Origin of the sequence: Microcoleus sp. B6-A1, from assembly GCF_036705085.1 — a bacterium.
Lineage (GTDB): Bacteria > Cyanobacteriota > Cyanobacteriia > Cyanobacteriales > Microcoleaceae > Microcoleus.
The window spans coordinates 1-17640 of record NZ_JAUBTU010000083.1 but is presented as its reverse complement, the minus strand read 5'-3'; the positions used below and the strand labels follow the sequence as shown (position 1 = coordinate 17640).

The window sequence follows — 17640 nt, the reverse complement described above, 5'->3', positions numbered from 1 at the left end:
TGTCAGATTAGATAAGGGTAGGGTACTAGCAGAGGTATCCTCAAGGTGGAAAGGCCAACTTTGAAGCTTGAGAGAGTGGGTTTTGCCAAAACTCAGACTTCGGAGTTCCAAGTTCCCAAACAGACTTGAGAATTCTTCAACCGCAGACTTCAGCGAGTTGCATCTTTTAGATAAAATTGCTGAGCGAGTACCAAAACCCCGATTCCTGACACTGAATCAATCACACCGAATGATGTCGTCATTAGCACAAAAAATCACAATGTAAAAACTGGTTGGCACAAAAGAGGGCAGAGTGGATGAACAACGGCAAAGTAAGAATTTACGAATTATCACGGGAACTAAATTTGGATAATAAAGACATCTTGGCAGTTTGCGAGCGGCTCAATATTTCAGTCAAGAGCCACAGCAGCACAATTACAGAATCCGAAGCAGAGCGCATTCGCAAAACGGCGGAAAAATACGTAGCCAGTAGCCACTCTTCCCCCGGCAAGCCAGCTCCACCCGAAAGAGCAGCAGCGCCATCTAGAGAATCTGGCCCTCACCCTAACGACCAACAAAAAAAGCAGCAAATTTTAGAAATACGCAGTCCAAAAGTACGCCCGGCTGGTGCTTCCTCCCAGCCTGCAGGCAACGAGGAGAACAAAAACCAGCCCGCGGCAACCGTGGCAACTCCTCCAAAGTCGCCTGCAGCTCAACAACTCCAGCCTCCAGCTAAACCGAATATCAATCGACCTGTACTGTCGAAGCCAAATGTCGCTGTCCCGGCGGCTCCGTCAGAAACAGCGTCAGAAACAGTGTCAGAAACAGTTTCGGAAACTGTAGGTGCGATCGCCCCGGAAACAACCGCCCAGGCTCAGGCACCTACAGCACCTCAACCGCCGTCGGAAAAGGCTCCCGAACGCACCAAGCAACCGCCGCTCGCCCCCCCTGCGCCGTCGGCAAAACTCACGTCGCCCCCAGTCAGAGGGGCATCAGAGTCGGCTAGCCGTACCCCACAAAATCTGGGGAACAAGCCGGTACTCAAACTTGCAAAAACCGAGCAAGAGCAATCAGAACAGTCAGAAACTCTGGAAGCGCCGGCTAAACCGAGCCGCCCCAGCAGACCGACACCGGGAGCTCCTACCGAATCTCGCGACACGCAAAGACCGCGCCGGGAAGGCGCTGGTGGCCCAGTCAAAACTCCACTGGCCGCTCGACCCCAGCCCGGTGGCCCGCGCCGGAGCCTGGCCCCCGCAACGTCAGCTACCGGGCTGCGTAGCCGCGGCGGTGACACCGGAGCCATAGGGGATGACACTGATGACAATGAAGAAGATAATACGCCGTTGCTGGAGATTCCTCTCCTCGAAAGGCCCTCCCTTCCTCGTCCTGCCAAAAAGACATCGGTCATTTGGGAAGAAGATGATGACGAAAACTCAGATGCTGCCAAAGCTGCCAAGGCAGTTAAGGCAAAACGTTCTCGCCTCAAACCCATAGACGAGGATGACGATGACTTAGAAAACGGCTTGGATCTGCCAGCACCAGTCACGGTCAGCCTGTCCCTAGCCCGCCCAGCTAAAGCGAAGGGACAAGCAGCACCCAAGTCAACACCAACTCCGGGCGCACCCGGAAGCAGCGGAAAAAATAAGAGACCAGGCCCTTCTCACGATAAAAGTTCTTCAGGTTCCAGCGGGGGACGCGGCAACCGGGGCAAAACAGCCGAAGCTAAGGTAGAACGTCCAGAAAAGCTCCTGCTGAGCAGGCCGATGACCGTTCAAGAATTAGCACTTACTCTGGCTGTTCCCGAAACCGAAATTATTAAGCGGCTGTTCTCTAAAGGAATTGCGGTAAATATTACCGAAACCCTGGACATTCCAGCGGTGAGGATGGTAGCCGAAGAAATGGGCGTAGAGGTGGAAACTCCAGAAAAAGTAGCTCCAGCTATCAAAGTGATCGAGATGCTGGACGAAGCGGATTTGGAATACCTCGAACGCCGTCCGCCAGTAGTAACGATTATGGGACACGTGGATCACGGCAAAACTACCTTGCTCGACTCGATCCGCAAAACCAAGGTGGCTCAGGGAGAAGCTGGGGGAATTACCCAGCACATCGGTGCTTACCACGTGGATGTGGTACACGAAGGCAAGAGCCAGCAGGTGGTATTTTTGGATACGCCCGGTCACGAAGCCTTTACAGCGATGCGGGCTCGGGGAACACGGGTTACGGACATCGCCATCTTGGTGGTGGCGGCGGACGACGGCGTGCGACCCCAGACAATTGAAGCGATCAGCCACGCGAAAGCGGCGAAAGTGCCAATTGTCGTGGCTATCAATAAAGTTGACAAGGAGGGTGCTCAGCCGGAACGGGTGAAGCAAGAGCTTACTGAGTACGGCTTGGTCGCAGATGACTGGGGCGGCGATATCACGATGGTGCCAGTCAGCGCGATCCGAGGCGAAAACCTGGATACGCTGTTGGAAATGATTCTGACAGTCGCGGAAATGGAAGACCTCAACGCCAACCCGCACCGACCGGCTAAGGGTACTGTGATTGAAGCTCACCTCGACAAGGCAAGGGGGCCAGTGGCAACTCTGCTGGTGCAGAACGGCACTCTGCGAGTGGGCGATATTGTGGTCGCAGGCTCGGCTTTGGGCAAGGTGCGCGCCATGATCGATGACCGGGGCGATCGCGTAGAGCAAGCAACTCCATCCTTCGCGGTGGAAGTGCTGGGGCTGCGGGAAGTTCCTCGCGCCGGAGACGAGTTTGATGTCTTCGCAAACGAAAAAGAAGCTGCGGCGATCGCAAGCGGAAGAGCTACCTCCCGACGAGATTCACGCCTGCTGCAAGGCGGCCGGATCAGTCTCAGTGGCTTCTCTCAACAAGCTAAGGAAGGCGTTCTCAAGGAACTCAACTTGATCTTGAAGGCAGATGTCCAAGGCTCCCTCGAAGCAATTGTCGGCGCTCTGACTCAACTTCCTCAAAAAGAAGTTCAACTGCGACTGCTGCTATCTGCTCCTGGGGAAATTACCGAAACGGATATTGACCTCGCTGCAGCCAGTAATGCTGTAATTATCGGGTTCAATACTACTCTCGCCACCGACGCTCGCCTCGCGGCTGACCAAGCAGGGGTAGACGTGCGGGAATACAGCATCATCTACAACCTCTTGGATGACATTCAAGGGGCGATGGAAGGTCTGCTGGAACCCGAATTGGTGGAAGAACCTTTGGGTCAAGTCGAAGTCCGTGCTGTCTTTGCGATCGGTCGCGGGGCTGTGGCTGGATGTATGGTACTCTCTGGCAAAGTCATCCGTAACTGTAAGGTGCGGGTGCGCCGGGGCAACAATGTCGTTTACGAAGGTGTCCTCGACTCCCTAAAACGGATGAAGGAAGATGCCAAGGAAGTCAATTCTGGCTTTGAATGCGGCATTTCCTTGAGCGGGTTTAGCGACTGGGCGGATGGCGATCTTATTGAAGCCTACCGGATGGTTACTAAACGCCGGACTCTCTCTCAATAGTTTTGAGTTGTGAGTGTTGAGTTGGAAGAGAATTTTTGAGCGATCGGCAATTTGGTTGCGATCGCTCGCAACTCTTCTCTTCACTCAATACTCCCAAACTCATCACTCCCAACTTTTGTTTTTAAGTTATAGCAGCAGCAAGAAGCCAGAAGGCAGAAGGTTTTAGTTATCGAGGTGAGAAGGAAGAAGGAAGAAGGAAGAAGGAAGAAGGTTTTAGTTATCTAGGAAAGAATGTAGAAGCAATACAAGCAAAGATGTTAGCAATTAACAACGTCCTAATCGTCTTGGCTGTTGCTGAAAATTCAAAATTTAAAACTAAAATAAGACTTACGCAAAGCAACCGAGTTGCCTCCCACAATGCTCGGTTTGACCGCTAGATATGTACTCTTCACACCGGGTTTCTTGGTTAAGAGTGCGTCCCAGACTATCAAAACTCAAAATTCAAAACTCATAACTCATAATTATTGAAAGTGCGTTCTTTTTGGTCAGATCCTTTTTTGTGGATTCACCTTTCTGGGGCGGCTACACTGCCGATTTTCCTAGGATTGTGCTTGCTGGGACTGGCAGTGGGTTCTCCCCTGCTCCCTGTCTGGTTAGAAATCTTTTTAGTGGCTGTAGCAGGTATTGTTCCTGTGCTGTGGATGCAGTGGTTCCGCCCTTTTTACATTTTTAGTATTTTAGTTGTGGCGGTAAAACCGCAGAATTTAACTTCTGTGCAGCACCGACTTCTGACTCGGTTTAAAACTAAGTTAAATCAAGGAATCGCTCTTTTTGTAGCTGTTTTGCTGGCAGTAATTTTGTGGCAACTCTACCGATGGGCTCCTCTCGCGGCTTCGGTGGCTCCCTTTCCTCCTTCCTGGCGGTGGGCTGGATTGTTGTTGGCAGTTGCTGCTTTTTTAGCTAGCAATTTGTTTTTGCAGGTGTCTGCTAGTGTCATGGCGGTTTTGTTGACGCCGGAATCAGAATTGGCAGCGACAAAGCCTCATGTTTTAGAAAAAATTCGGCAGGATTTTACGATCGCGCCTTGGCAAGTCGATCGACTTTTGCCGGCTTTTGCAGCCGACACAACTGCCGCTGTGGCTGCACCCGCAGAGTCAATTGGGCCAGCATCCGGCATAGGGAATTCGTCAGTCGGCAGTCTTGTCAACCCCAAAACTGCTGACACCAACGGCGTTACATCTCTACCCGAAGAGTGGAGCGAAAAAAAGTGAAATAAAAAATTAAGAGGGGGACAATTGTAGTTTAAGCTACTTTAATTTGTACAGATGTATGCTGTGAAAAAATTAGGTAAGGCCCCTCTTCTGATAGAGATTATTAATAGTCTTAATATTTAATTTTTAATCGCAAGTTGTGGATATTTTATGTTGGCTCTTTGGAGAGAAGAATCTATAATAGAGAGTGTCAAGGTCAGCTTTCAATCCTTACAGGGGATTAAAATAGAGGTATAACAATATGGCGAATTATCTACCGATCGCGCAAGAACCTCAAGCCGCAGAGCCGATCGAGCTGTGCGAAGATTCTGAAATCTGGGGCAGTCTCAAATCCGCGATCGGCGCAAGTTCAGGATTTCAACGGTGGCAGCTAGAACTCAATTTTGAGCGTCAGCAGCAAAATGCCACCATCGATCAGCAGGTTCGTTCCTATCTGCGGGAAACTTTAGAAACTTTGGCTTACTGAATTCGCTAAAACCCAATATTGTCACGGTTTGTGAATTTTACAAGCCAATTCTGCTGGCATCCCCTCCAATATGCTAGGTTAGTGCCGAGAGTGAGTGTCGAGAGTGAGTGTCGAGCACAACTTCGGAGATCAAATTGCAGGGGACAGTATTTCTCGGCGTTGCTGATTTACGGTATGAAAGGCTAAATATGCAAGTCATAGAAACCAGTATCCACAAAGCTTCTGCCTTTTCAACTTATTTTTTTCATACCTTAATTAAGCAACGCCCAGCAAGCCCTATTTAAATTAGTCACTCATCTCCAAATATTTGACTTTCCCAAGCTTTTTAGCTATGGTTGTTTCTCACAAATCATTTAGGATTGCTATACTTCAGGAGCAACTTTTCGTAAACTCTCGAACATCTATCCCGCTCTAGATTTGACAGCGAAGTTATCTGATTTTAGATTTGAGATTTTAGAATTAGGAATGACTGATTCCCGTCTGGTTTGAAGCTTGGCGGGAGTTAGATTTTTTTTTAAACTTGTGTAAAAATTAGGCAAATTTTGCACAAAAAAATGTAACTCCCCTGTAATTGATGCAGGTTCAGAAACATTGTGCGATCGCTCGAAGCAATCAACCATCCTTGACCAAATCCACTACAATCTAGGCAGACGAATCTTGTTCAAAACGTCTTGCAGCCGTTCTGACACGCCGCCCAATTGTTCCGACAAAGCTACAAGTTTGCCGTAAGCTTCAACTAAACGATCGCCCTCAACATAAACTTCTGGAGTAGGATAATTCTTCATCGCTTCCAGCATTGTAATCTCGTTATCATTAGTTGCAGACAGCACCAAGGCAGATCTCAAAGCTTCTCGATTTGCATTCCCAGAAGGAGTGCGAATTACCTGACCTACCTCATCGAGAATTATTTCCCCAACCTTGCTGTTAAGCGTCCGATCCAAAAAGCTTTGACTGACTTTTACTGGTCTTGTCAGACTGTTGCGAACCGCTTCTGGGTCTTTTTTTGCTTTTCCCAGCAACATTTCTAACGCGGGCGACATTTTCCCAGTTTCTGCAAAAATTTCTAATTCGCTGACGGGTAAAGTCATTCGGATCGCACTGTATTTGAGCACTACCTTTTCGGCCGCCGCCGCCCCATTGCTGTAAAATACAATTCCCGCGCCTGCTGCTAAAAATAGTGTCCACCGCCCTTTGAAAAATGATCGACCCATAGTAAAATCTCCCAACATCTTTTTCTACTTCGACTTTGACACATCTTATTAGTTACTGTACAGGCCAAGGTCTTCGGGAAATGCCACATTATTCGATCGCCCCAGCACTTATACCATTTTAGATTTTAGATTTTAGATTTTAGATTGGCGAATGACTGATGACGATCGTGGTTTCGATCGCAAGTCTACAGTTGGATGATTTTTGGGAACTGGTATTACCTATATCGGATGCTAGGCAAAAAACTCGGTTCAGGGCACTTGTACCGGCCTCTCTGTACACGGTGCACACCCTACTGATAACACTCAACCATTCAGTTTTGCGACCACGATTCAACAGTCAACAGTCAACAATCACCGACGGTGCAACCGGAATTGATATGATTCTCTCTCCCAATCTGCCGATCCTAGCAAAATGCCGAACGCCAGCTCTTCTATCAGTGAAGGCTGGCGCTGGGCTTAAATTTATTTTATATATTTAGGGTCTTTATGAAAGCTGACCCCAATTGAACGAATGACAAGCGGTTTATGATTAGGGCCTTTAAATTTGCTGACCCCAATTTAAGCCACAGTCTTATAATTACAGGGATCGCTGGAAAACCACGATTTCATAATAATTTCTTTATATTTATAACTTTTCCTTGCCTCAGATAGATTTTTGTCTCGATTTGTAAATTTTTGTTACTTCGACTTCGGGGATCGGCCCTCGGCGCGCTGCTCCCAGCGAAACAGGAACACCATCAGGGCCACAACTCCGACTTGGAGGGCAAAATTAGGCAAAGCAGAACCAATTTCCCGGCCCGAGGCAATTTTAGCGAGGAAAACCAAGCCGCCGATAAAGCCCGAAGCGCCACAAGCTACGTAAACAAACTGTCGCAGAGGCCGGTAGGGAGTGGCCATTTCTGCGGTTAAACGCTCGTATTGTTGGCGGCTGAGGTTGCGCGGGTTTTTTGGGATGTATGTGCGATCGTCCGAATTTGGAGCTGGCATAGATTTAGAAAATAAGTAAATTAAGATTGGACCACAAAAACCCGATTTATACCAAAAATCCTCTGGCTGAGGTGGCCAATACGGTCGAAAAACCTGGTTTTTGGTACTTTGGGCGCAAGTCGAGTGAATATTAGGCTACAACAAATATGTCACAACTGCCGCCATAAATCACCGCTGAAGCAAAAGCACCACTGTCTGCAAACAGCCGACAAAAACACCCAAAATGCCTCCTAAATTTACAATTCCCTGCAACTCGCTTTTGACAATTCCCTGAATTGCTAACTCCAACTCTTCAGGAGAAGTACCTTTGACTCGATCGACAATCACCTGGTCAATATTCAAAATCGGGATAGCCTGAGCTACAATATTTTCTAAATCCCGCTCTAGATAGCGCTCTAAAACCAAAGCCAGTTCTTGGCTGACAATTCCTAGGGAAGCGCTCATCACCGCTGAAGTTTGCAATCGATTGAGAAGCAACCGCGAAATATTTTCCCAGTCAATAGATTTGCTCAACCCCTCAAGTACGTCTGTACCCCGCTGTTGAACATAGCTGCGAACACTGTCGCGCATAGTTTTTCGCAACTGTCTCACAGTCGAAACCGGTAAATTTTGCATCGACAAATTTTGCAGCCATTCCTGAATGCGCCCGCGAATTCCCAAAGAAATAGTTAACTCTGCTAAGCGCTGATTTGTCGCTTCTCTGTCATCCAGACAAAAAGTCCGCAGCCGAGTTAAAGTGTTTCGCAAACCAAACAAATTTGCTACTACCCAATAAGTACCGCTGGTTTTTTCTCGAAACCCTTCATCGATGATCGAAATATTGCGATCCGTCAAAAAGTCAATTAAAGCCTGCCGCAGCACTTCCGGGGGTATTACTACCTGCAACAACCACTCAGCAAGCTGAGCAGCCTGAGCTTCCGTTAGCTGAATCTCCAGCAAAACTTGATCAAAAATTTGATTTAGCTGAGCTTCTAAAAAATCTTCCCGACGCGCCATAACTTTGAGAATTCGCGGCACAGATTCCCCCAGCAAATCTCGCAAAATGTTAGCGAGAATTTTAGCCGTTTTTTGCTCTGCGTCTGCTTTTACCTGATCCAGCGCCAACTGCAACAGCCAGAGAATTATCGACTGCATCCGCTCGGTTTGCAGGAGGCGGCGCGCTAAGTTTTGCAGTTCCTGTGGCGTCAGCAGCGAACCCATGATTGTGTCGGAAATTCGCTTTGCTAAACGCTCTTGGTTGCGGGGGATCAAGCCTGGAGTGAAAGGCAACTTCCGCCCTTTGATGTAAATAGCTCGATAGGGGCGGAACAGCATTTTGATAGCTATATCGTTAGTGAAATAGCCAATAATTCCTCCCACTACAGGTGGGGCCAACAACAGCCAAATGTCAGACGGATTCATAAATGATTAAAAATAGGGTAAGGTGCACACGGATCGGTGCACCCTATAGTTAGATAGCTGATATAGACTGCAAGCATTTTTAATTTTAAATTGCTTTGCCCAGTACCAATACTCCCATCATAGCTCCGGCAATGGGGTAGTGGGTGGCGGCGGCAAATCCGGCTTGGCGGGCGATCGCGACTTGCTCCTGGCCGATCGGGAATTTTTCTAAACTAGGATTAATGTAGGCATATTCTTGAGTCATGCCAAATTGCTGAGCAATGGGCACTACGAGAGTGTCGAGATAAAACTGCTGAAAGCTCCGCATTAGAGAATTGCTGGGGCGGTGGAGGTCGAGAATAGCTGCTTTGGCACCGGGTTTGAGCACGCGGTGCAATTCCTGAAGACTGCGGGGGATGTCAGTCACGTTACGCAGGCCGTAACCCATTGTGGCGCAGTCGAAGTAATTGTCAGCAAAAGGCAAGTCTAGGGCGTCAGCTTCTACCCAGGAAATGGGACTTGCAGGGGTAAGAAAAGGTCTCGCGCGTTTGGCTGCCACGGCCAATTGTTCGGCGGAAAAATCTACTCCAAATACGCAACCAGTCGGCCCTGCTTGTTTGGCCAGCAACAAAGCTAGATCCCCGCTACCGCAGCACAAGTCTAAACAAGTATTTCCGGGGCCCGCACTGCTCCATTTCACCGCCATTTGCTTCCAAATCCGGTGTTGCCCAAAGCTCAACCAGTCGTTCAATTGGTTGTAAACAGGTGCAATTCGATTAAATATAGTTTTAATTTGTTCGGCGTTATTAGTCATTGGCCATTGGTGGTTGGTGATTTGTAATTGGTGATTTGTAATTGGTGATTTGTAATTGGTAACTGCTAGTTTGTCATCACATAAAAATAATTGATCCGTCCATTCATGTCATGCTGTCGCCAGTCATTAATGCTTTTTATTGTTAGCTATCCGCGAGATTTTGTCTTCTTTAATCCTTCGTTTGCTATTATTTTAAACTCAAGACAGAGAGCCGGCTAATAACTAATGACTGACAACTAATGACTGATGATCCGCCCAAAAACAGGTACAAGCTCCCGACAATCGTCGTGGAGATTCCAAAATTTTAGACTTTTGTTCAAGCTCCAAGATTCACTGCGCTGCAAGTAAATCTCAAATCTCAAATCTCAAATCGACTGACTGATGACTAATGACCCTGAAAACTCGTCAATACCAAAGCAACTTCTTGAGCGGCGAGGTGAACGGTTGTGAGTTCGTCGGGACGCAGGGAACAAGGTTGTTTCCACTGCATGGAAATCAGGGCGATCGATCGACCTTTGTGACTCACCGGGATGCTCAGGTGAGCTTGAATGCCGGATTTCTGATAGTGCGGCAGACTCGCTAGGTTGGTGTCGAGTCCAATATTCACAACACCCTGAATAGTTTGAGAGGTAATTGCTTCTCGAACCAGAGGGTCATCCGCCAGCCAATTTTCCACAGTTGAACCCGTGGTGTGACAGCCTTGGACTGGGATTAAAACATTTCCTTCCACCAGTTGCAAAATGCAAAAGTCCGCCAAAAAATTATCACTTATAGCAGTAGCAATTGGATCTAAACTTGCTTCCAAACTCGGATAATCCACAGCCGTTTGCATGATTGTTGCTAACAGTTGTATTTGATTTTGAGCGCGATCCAATTCCTCAGTCCGCTGCTTGAGAATTTCATAAGTCTCGGCCGCCTTTTGCACCACCATTTTCAGTTCGTTCGGGTCCCAAGGCTTGGTGATATACTTGTAAACCTGTCCTGAGTTAATGGCATCCACCAAGTCTTCAATATCCGTAAAACCAGTCAAGATAATTCTGACCGTATTCGGAAACTGGGGCACGGTTTTGCTCAAAAACTCCGTTCCCTTCATTTCGGGCATCCGCTGGTCGGAAATGATTACGGCGACCTCGCCTTCGATGCCGAGGACTTCCAAGGCGCGAATTCCGCTCTCAGCTTTGAGAACGTTAAAATCTCGTCGGAAAGTGCGGTAGAGTAAATCCAGATTGTCTGGTTCGTCGTCTACTACCAGCATTTTGGGCTTTTTCGGTCTGTGTAGGGTCATGAGCTGGCGTTTAATTTGATCTAGCTCTGAAATGGCATTATCCATAACAATACGATAAACTCCCCTTTGTACATTTAGGCGAGCAACTATTCTTTGACACTCCCCACGCATAGAATGCGGGGGATTCTTCTCTCAAAGGCTCGACTCTAGACCGATATTACTATCGATCCCCGATAGAACGCCTCCAGAAGCAGTTTTACTCACGGGCTGCCCGACCGCAAGGATACCTCTGTCTCTAATTACTTGTGCTGCTGCTGTATCGCGATGAGTGGTGTACCCGCACGAATGACAACTATGGATTCTGACATCCAAGGTTTTCTTACCAGTATGGGTTCCACATTGGGGGCAAATTTGACTCGTATAGTTTTTATCAACACGAGCAAAATACACCCCGCGCTTCCAACACACATGAGACAGAATCGAGAAGAATTGACCATAGGCTGCATCGAGACTATGTTTACCGAACATCCCCTTTGCCCAAGCCTTAAAATTGATATCCTCAATGAATATCATTCCTGCTTGGTCACATAACCTATGAGCTAATTTATAGTGCCAATCCTTTCTGGTATCACTGATTTTTTGATGAATTCTAGCAATCTTTTTCTGGAGAGCAAGCCAATTCTTAGACCCTTTTCTTTGATGCTTTAATCTTCGCTGCAGTGATTTCAACTCGCGGTGAAGTGCCTGAAAAAATCTCGGTCTGTTGACTAATTCTCCATCTGAAGTTGCGAGGTATTTGTCAAGCCCAATATCTACCCCTAATGGATGTCCTGACGGTGGGCGAGCGGGCAGGTTGACTGCTAACTGGTAGGTCAGCATGACAAAATATCCTGATGCCCTTTTAACTACTCTAATTTGCTTGAGTATAAAACCCTCTGGTGTGGGTCTAGACATTTTCATCCTTACCCACCCAATCTTAGGCAGATTAACCTTTCCATTCTCCACTGCTGCATCCTTAACAGCCGGGAAAACAAACGATCGCATCCGTTTTTTGAAGCGAGGAAACCCATGCCCTCTATCCCACATTGCCACAAATGCCGACTCTAAAATTTTTAAAGTTTGCTGCAATACTTGCGAATGAGGGGTCTTTAATTCGGGACAATGCTTCTTAGCTTCTGCCAAACCTTTGCACTGACTAGCATAGGTTGGTCTAGGAGTATCCGGTGAGATAATATACTCACCAACTATCGAACAAGCATTAACAGAAGACTTACGAGAATTCACCCAATCTTTCCGTTCTCGCAAGGCATAGTTATAAACCTGACGACAAACAGACAACCAAATCTCAAATATTTGAACTTGAGATTTGGTTGGACGTAGTTTGTACTCGTGAGTTACTGTTAGCATGATATAATCATATCATGCTTTTAGAAATCAACCAGGATTTTTCTAAGACTGTAGGTAGCCGCCTCCGCTGCCGAGTTCATCCCCACGCCTGAAGTCGGGGGCTTTCCTCTCGTTTTCCGGTAACAATAGTCTCATAACTCACTTACTATTAATCTATCGCTCTGCCGCGACACGAACCTTGCCGGTATCCAATTACACATAACTTAGCCTGAGTTTTTGATTCAATTATGACTGATACACCGCAAGATTCCTCCCCTCCTGCATCTGCATCCTCCACAAATGCTGTGGATGCTGAAAAGTTAATTCGATCGCTCCGCCGAAAAGAAGGCACTTGGGTAGAGTGGGGACAGGCCTGCACTGCACTGCTAAAAGCTGGCTACAACTCTCAAAGGATTTTTGAAGAAACTGGTTTTGAGCCAATTCAGCAAAATCAAGTAAGCGTCGCAGCCCAAGTCTACACCAGCATGGTAAATGCTGGGGCTTCAGAGGAAGTTCGATCGCACTTTTTGGGCAAAGGTAGCGATATCTTATACGAGTTTCGGATTCTCTCTCAAGTAGAGCGGGCAGGGGCGGCAGCTTTGATGCTAACCCACAATTTGGATGTTGACGATGCTCGCCAAGTTGCTAAAGCGATCAAGGAGTTTTCGCACTTCGGGAGTCTCCCCCAAGGGTTCACAGACACTCCCGGCGATGCTATGGCTTACCAATGCTGGCAATTGGCGAGACAGAAAAGCGATTTGCAAGAGCGATCGCGCTTAATTGCTCGCGGTTTAAAATTAGCTAGCAGCCAAACCGCTAGGGCGCAAATCGAGCAGTTGCTCGTCGATTTTACCGTAGTTTCCAGACGGGAAGCGCCCCGCTTGCCCGTCTACCGGCTGGATACCGAAGAACAATTGCCGCGCGTTGTCCCGGTTGTGGGCAAATTGCCGCTTTCTACGACAGATTTGCTGGCAGTGCCTTTGCCGGAGGAAATCGAGCCGTTCAGAATGGTAAAATTTTCCGGAGCCGGAGCTTGGGTGGCGATTCCCGGATGGCAGGTAATTTTGAACGCTGAAGATCCGGTGGCTGTTTTGGACATGAGCGATAAATTGCCGGTACCGCTGCAAGGCAAAGTTGAAGAAGTTTTGATTATTGCCGATCGAGCCCAAAGACAGTGGGATGCTGAGAGTTATTTCCTAGCCGATAACGCTGGCAATTTAGAATTGTACTGGTTTGAACAATCCCCGGATATTCCTATTTTGGGGCGAGTTGTTCTGGTGATGCGTCCCAAAAAGATTGTGGATGAAGACTATACCAAAGATGGATGGCAAATTGATGATTAGTCAGTTGTTAGTTGACTGTTGACTGTTGTCAGTTGTTAGTTGTTAGTTGTTAGTTGTTACTTGTCAGTTGTTGTTGGTTTTAAGAACGGGTTCTCCGGTCGTTCCAAAATACATAAATTTTATGTGGGTGGAATGACTAATGACTAATGACTAATCACTAATGACTAATGACTAATCACTACTGAGGCGGTTTTGGTTCTTGAATTTGCGGAACAGAATGCTGTTTCTTAAACCGATTAAAGCCGTAAACCGCAGCCGCAATTAACAGCAAATAAGGACTGTAAGCCAACAGCCAAATACCCAAAGCAAACAAACCGAGCGTCAATTCGCCCACAGAATGAGTCGCTTTCCCCCAAGTTTCCTGTACCCGCAACCCTAGAGAAGGTTCGGCAGTTTGTTGAGCCGATACTGCTGCTTCTAGAGTTAAGCTAATAGTCGAATAGGCTACTTGATTTCGCAAACTTTTTAACTGAGCGTCAATGCGTTCGATCGACTCCCGAATATTGCTCAACTCTTGAGAAACTTTGAGCACATCGCCGACAGAACCCGATCGCTCCATAATTTTTAACACCATTTCCTCGGATTTGCGGAGGTTCCGCAGCCTAGCCTCGTTGTCAACTAATTGATCGGTAACATCCTCAGCCGTCAGAGAACGGTTCTCTACTGTTCCGAGTTTGGCCAAAGCGTCTAAAGTCGTTTCTAACCGTTCTTGAGGCACGCGAATTTCGACAGACGCGGTTTGGCGGACACTCGAATCCGGCGGCTTCTGATTTTGGAAACCCAAGATATCGCCTTGGTTTTTTTCGACAATATTAGTAACAGATTTAGTGCTGGCGTCAATAGATTTAACAACTACACTGAGTTGGGCTTTTTTAATCAGTTGGGGACGGGTTGCGGGAGTTTCTGCTGCTTTTTTTGATGCACCAGAAGTTTTTGACCTTTGGGCTGCTGACTCCGGTGCTGGTGCCGATTGTGGAGCCGATGCGGCAACTTGGTTTTCTGGGCTGCTGGATGTAGCTCCACCGCAGCTAGGCAAAGCAATGGCTGAAGATAAAGTTAAGAATACCGCCACAGCAAAACGAGTTGTGCTGTTGGTGGCTGGGTTTGGGTTTGGCTGGTGCGGGGGCAGGGCGGTTTCATTCTTGGTAGGGGCCGCGCCCCCGTGCCGGCCCTTTTGGCCTGAAACCCCCATGCGCTGGTTGGTGGCGGGGGTAGGCACGGGGGCACTACCCCTACAAAAACCTCGTTTTTGGTGAGAATGAAACAGCCCTGGGTGCGGGGGGGAATTGATTTTGAGGTGAGTTTTCATTTGGGTGACTCCTCTAAAAAAGGCTTGGGTATTGAATTTTATGCTGGTTTTAATTTAAGCTCGAATAGATCGTGTTAGTTTAGCCGATACCGAAATGGAAACGGTAGAGGTTGCAGATTTTTTTATTTTTAACCGCAGATGAACGCAGATAAATGCGGATGTAATAATGACTGATGAATTTGATTCTGATTTTATACGATCGACAACCCAGATCGATCGCCCTGGCAACATTTCCTCTGGGTTTGACTCTGCGGCAGCTTTGCGAGAACAAGCTTGCCTTAAAATTCGCGAAAGCTTGCGTGCGGGGCAGCAGGACATGGCGGACTGGCAAGGCGGCCCCCTTGCTGTTTCGGCGGTTCCGGGGGCCGGGAAGTCTACGGGAATGGCTGCTGCGTCGGCAATTGCGATCGCCCGCAACCAGCTTCACAGCCGCCGCCAGTTAATTGTCGTGACATTTACGCGATCGGCTGCTGCTAATATTAAAACTAAAATTCGGGAAAGATTGGCCCAATTGTCTTTATCTCAAGGCGGTTTTGCCGTGCACACTTTGCACGGTTTAGCTTTGAATATTGCGATGCGCCATCCTGATTTGTCAGGTTTAAATTTAGAAAATTCAACCTTAGTTACTCCCACTCAAAGTCACCGATTAATTCGTACCTGTGTAGAACTTTGGATTGCTGAAAATCCCCGCAGATATCAAGTTTTGTTGGAAGGACAGCAATTCGATGGAGAGGAAACGGAGAGGCTGCGGCGACAATCGGTTTTGCGGACGGAAATTTTGCCGCAGGTAGCTAAAACTGTGATTCACGAGGCGAAATCTTCTGGTTTGTTTCCCGAACAGTTGTTAGAAATGAATGCTCTTGATACTGGGGACGGTTATGAGATTTTAGCTGTAGCTGGGGGTTTATATCAAAAATATCAGGCTTTGTTGAGGAGTCGGGAATTTATAGATTACGACGAGATGATTTTAGCAGCTTTGCGGGTGTTGGAAAATCCGAGGGCGAGGGCGATCGAGCAAAAGCAAGTATTTGCCGTTTTTGAGGACGAAGCCCAAGATTCGACACCTTTGCAAACTCGGCTTTTGAAAACATTGGCGAGCGATCCAGAGCCTGCTAAATCACCTCCCAATTTTATCAGAGTTGGCGACCCAAATCAAGCTATTAATTCTACTTTTACTCCCGCCGACCCGATTTATTTTAACAAATTTTGTGATGAGTGCGAAGTAGAGAATAAGTTAGCGACAATGGACGGTGCAGGCCGCAGCACCCAAGTAATTATCGATGCGGCTAACTTTATGTTGCAATGGGTAAATGGCTCGGAATTAGCAAAAAATGAAAAGCCTTTTCGCGACCAAACTATTAAGCCCGTACCCAGCACTGACCCGCAGCAAAATGCAAATCCGGCTCCCATTGGTCGAGGCTTAGAATTGCATACTCCCCGTGATATTTACCATACAGTTGAGTTAATTGGCAAGCGGGTCATTGAGTTAGTAGAAGAATTTTTACCAGCCGAGTTTGAATTTGGAATACAGGGCAAAAGTATCGAATCAGGCGGTGAAGCTAGCGATGGGGAAAATAGTGCAAAATTGCCCTTAGAAAATCTGAAATCGATGGCTATTTTGGTGCGGGAAAACAAACAAGGTAAGTTTATCAAAGAAGTGCTAGAAAATCCTCAAAAACACGGATTAAGCTTTGATTTGCGTAAATATGGGATTAAAATTGAGGATGTGGGAGAACGCGACAGACATTCTCAAGTACCTTGGGAAATCTTAACACTCCTGCAATTTCTCGATCGCCCGCACTCTCCAGACTACCTGAAAGCAGCCTTAAAGATTTTGAGCGATCGGCAACTCATCCCCAAACAAGACTACAATGCTTTTGCTACCAGCCCCGAACAATTCCTTTACCCAGGCCCGCTAGACCCGCAGCAGTCAGACCCGGTTCGCAAATGCCGCTATTTTTGCTGCGGTTTGCTGCAAGCTAGCTTAGAACTGCCACCCTACCAAATCATTTCCTTCTTAGCCTTAGCGCTGCAATACGACCAAACAGAATTAGCCACCGCCGACAAATTAGCAGAACGAGTAGCAATCCAAACAGCCGGCAACAATTCAATGCGGAATATTTTGGGCGTACTTAGCGAAATTGTCAGTTCCGAAAGATTTGAACCTGTGGATGCAGACGACAAAATAGAAGAACGCTATACCAGCAAAGGTCAACTAACAATTATTACCATGCACAAAGCTAAAGGATTAGATTGGGATTGCGTATTTTTGCCATTTCTGCACGAACAAACCATCCCCGGAAATTTGCGAGTTTTGCCGCAAGCCCGATTTTTAGGAGATTTCACTTTAGCAGAGGTAGCGAGAGCACAAATTAGAGCAAGTTTGCACGAAAAATATCCTTTACCAAATCTAGGCGAAGCCTGGGAACAAGCAGGTTATTTGAAAACAGCAGAAGAGTTTCGACTGCTGTATGTGGCGATGACGCGAGCAAAAAGTTTGTTGTGGATGGCGGCGGAGAAAAAAGGGCCTTTTACGTGGAACAAACCAGAGAATTTACAGGAGCAAAAACCTTGTCCGGTAATGCCTGTTTTGAAGCAGAGATTTCCGAGTAATGCTATATAAAAGAAGTCAGAATTATATCATGTCCGGTCGATTACCCCAAATCAGGTAGGGGCGGGTTCACCTGCCAATATCTGCCAATAATTAACAATCTCAAAAACCCGCCCTGCCGGGATATTATGGTCAATCTATCGGACATGATATTAAGGATCGCGAATTAAATAACTTACACTTTTAATTGTTATTGTGGGATGGGCGTC

General features: G+C 47.2%; 12 protein-coding genes. 5 read left to right on the top strand and 7 right to left on the bottom strand.

Annotated elements, in window-relative coordinates:
• The first annotated feature begins 296 nt into the window (after positions 1–296).
• The 3 genes from infB to QUB11_RS24470 all read left to right on the top strand — a co-directional run bounded on the left by infB (position 297) and on the right by QUB11_RS24470 (position 5165).
• The gene (gene infB, locus QUB11_RS24480) at positions 297–3488 is read left to right on the top strand and encodes a translation initiation factor IF-2 (RefSeq protein ID WP_333391917.1); all 3192 of its coding nucleotides are present in this window, start codon (positions 297–299) and stop codon (positions 3486–3488) included.
• A gap of 470 nt (positions 3489–3958) precedes the next feature.
• Complete coding sequence (locus QUB11_RS24475) at positions 3959–4699, top strand: low-complexity tail membrane protein (protein ID WP_333205265.1); 741 nt, start codon at positions 3959–3961, stop codon at positions 4697–4699.
• 241 nt (positions 4700–4940) lie between these two features.
• Positions 4941–5165 (top strand): hypothetical protein, encoded by a 225-nt coding sequence (locus QUB11_RS24470; RefSeq protein WP_333152289.1) that lies wholly within the window; start codon positions 4941–4943, stop codon positions 5163–5165.
• A 635-nt stretch (positions 5166–5800) separates the two neighbouring features.
• On the opposite strand, the gene QUB11_RS24465 is transcribed toward QUB11_RS24470, so the two are convergent.
• The 6 genes from QUB11_RS24465 to QUB11_RS24440 all read right to left on the bottom strand — a co-directional run bounded on the left by QUB11_RS24465 (position 5801) and on the right by QUB11_RS24440 (position 12189).
• Positions 5801–6376, bottom strand: coding sequence for an alpha/beta hydrolase (locus QUB11_RS24465; RefSeq protein WP_333205266.1), 576 nt, complete (start codon positions 6374–6376; stop codon positions 5801–5803).
• A gap of 678 nt (positions 6377–7054) precedes the next feature.
• Complete coding sequence (locus QUB11_RS24460; protein WP_333205267.1) at positions 7055–7363, bottom strand: DUF3493 domain-containing protein; 309 nt, start codon at positions 7361–7363, stop codon at positions 7055–7057.
• A gap of 168 nt (positions 7364–7531) precedes the next feature.
• Complete coding sequence (locus QUB11_RS24455; RefSeq protein ID WP_333205268.1) at positions 7532–8764, bottom strand: DUF445 family protein; 1233 nt, start codon at positions 8762–8764, stop codon at positions 7532–7534.
• 85 nt (positions 8765–8849) lie between these two features.
• Positions 8850–9557: a bifunctional demethylmenaquinone methyltransferase/2-methoxy-6-polyprenyl-1,4-benzoquinol methylase UbiE gene (gene ubiE / locus QUB11_RS24450; protein WP_333391915.1), complete on the bottom strand. Its 708-nt coding sequence runs from the start codon at positions 9555–9557 to the stop codon at positions 8850–8852.
• Between the two features lie 385 nt (positions 9558–9942).
• Positions 9943–10887 (bottom strand): response regulator, encoded by a 945-nt coding sequence (locus QUB11_RS24445; RefSeq protein ID WP_333057724.1) that lies wholly within the window; start codon positions 10885–10887, stop codon positions 9943–9945.
• An 87-nt stretch (positions 10888–10974) separates the two neighbouring features.
• A complete protein-coding gene (locus QUB11_RS24440) occupies positions 10975–12189 on the bottom strand; it encodes a transposase (protein WP_333391913.1) in 1215 nt (404 codons plus the stop codon).
• Between the two features lie 227 nt (positions 12190–12416).
• On the opposite strand from QUB11_RS24440, the gene QUB11_RS24435 reads away from it, so the two are divergent.
• A complete protein-coding gene (locus tag QUB11_RS24435) occupies positions 12417–13511 on the top strand; it encodes a RuBisCO accumulation factor 1 (protein ID WP_333391911.1) in 1095 nt (364 codons plus the stop codon).
• A 178-nt stretch (positions 13512–13689) separates the two neighbouring features.
• Here QUB11_RS24435 and QUB11_RS24430 read toward each other — a convergent pair whose 3' ends face one another.
• A complete protein-coding gene (locus QUB11_RS24430; protein WP_333391909.1) occupies positions 13690–14820 on the bottom strand; it encodes a DUF4349 domain-containing protein in 1131 nt (376 codons plus the stop codon).
• Positions 14821–14986: 166 nt separating this feature from the next.
• On the opposite strand from QUB11_RS24430, the gene QUB11_RS24425 reads away from it, so the two are divergent.
• The gene (locus tag QUB11_RS24425; protein WP_333391907.1) at positions 14987–17443 is read left to right on the top strand and encodes an ATP-dependent helicase; all 2457 of its coding nucleotides are present in this window, start codon (positions 14987–14989) and stop codon (positions 17441–17443) included.
• The last annotated feature ends 197 nt before the right edge of the window (positions 17444–17640 follow it).